General features: G+C 72.2%; 1 protein-coding gene. It reads right to left on the reverse strand.

Annotation, left to right across the window (positions count from 1 at the left end; translation table 11 throughout):
- On the reverse strand, positions 1-1,235 hold a 1,235-nt coding region (locus tag ABZ260_RS51140), incomplete at its 3' end, for an acyltransferase domain-containing protein (RefSeq protein ID WP_355633258.1).
- Positions 1,236-1,340: the final 105 nt, after the last annotated feature.

Genomic DNA, 1,340 nt, shown 5'->3' on the forward strand with positions numbered 1-1,340 from the left:
AGCGTGCGGACCAGGGCGCGGAAGTCCTCCAGCATCGGATCCATCAACGGCGAATGGAACGCGTGCGACACCCGCAACCGCTTCGTCCGCACCCCCCGCTCCTCCAGCACCGCGGCGACCCCGAGCACCGGCTCCTCCACGCCGGAAATCACCACCGAGGCCGGGCCGTTCACCGCCGCGATCGACACCTCACCCTCATGCCCCGCCAGTAGAGCGGCGACCTCCTCCTCGGAGGTCCGCACCGCCACCATCGCCCCACCCGACGGCAACGCCTGCATCAACCGCGCCCGGCCCGCCACCAGCGCACACGCATCGGCCAGCGACAACACCCCCGCCACATGCGCCGCCGCGATCTCCCCGATCGAATGCCCCGCCAGCACACGTGGCCGCACCCCCCACGACGACACCAACCGGAACAACGCCGTCTCCACCGCGAACAACGCCGGCTGCGCCCACCCCGTCCGATCCAGCAACCCCGCCGGCTCACTGCCCGGCTCGGCGAACAACACCTCCCGTAACGAACAACCCCGGTAACGCCCCGCCCGCTCAGCCGACTCGCTGTCCGCCCCCCAGGCCGGCTCCCGGTCGAACTTCTCCAGCAGCGGCTCAAGCTCGGCGAACACTTCATCCAACGCCTCCGCGAACACCGGGAACCGCGCATACAGCTCGCGGCCCATCCCCGCCCGCTGACTCCCCTGACCGGTGAACAACACCGCCAGCCGCGGCTCCGCCCCGGCCACCCCTCGCACCACACCCGCATCCGGCAGGTCCTCGGCAACAGCCCGCAGACCGGCCAGCGCACCATCACGATCGCCGGCCAGCACCACCGCCCGATGCTCGAACGCCGACCGCGTCGTGACCAGCGAGAAGCCCATATCCACCCGGTCCGGCTCGCGGTGCGCACTCACCTGCGCCGCCAGCCGTCGCGCCTGCTCACGCAGCGCCTCGTCACTTCTGGCGGACAGCACCCAGGGCACCAGACCCGCCGCCGGCGTCCGGTCCCGCACCCCTGGCTCGGCCTGCGCCACCTCCGGCTCCTGCTCGATGATCAGGTGGACGTTGGTGCCGCTGATCCCGAACGACGACACCCCCGCCCGGCGCGGACGACCGGTCTTCGGCCACTCGGCCTGCTCGGTCAGCAGTTCCACCGCGCCCGCCGACCAGTCCACCTGCGACGAGGGCGCGTCCACGTGCAGCGTCTTGGGCAGCACCCCATGCCGCATGGCCAGCACCATCTTGATCACACCCGCCACACCCGCGGCGGCCTGCGTGCGACGACGCGCTCGCCCTGGTCGAGGAGGCGGGCACGCTCGCCGAGGCGACTGGCGCGAAGGCCGTCC

It is taken from the genome of Streptosporangium sp. NPDC006013 (genome assembly GCF_040614275.1).
Lineage (GTDB): Bacteria > Actinomycetota > Actinomycetes > Streptosporangiales > Streptosporangiaceae > Streptosporangium.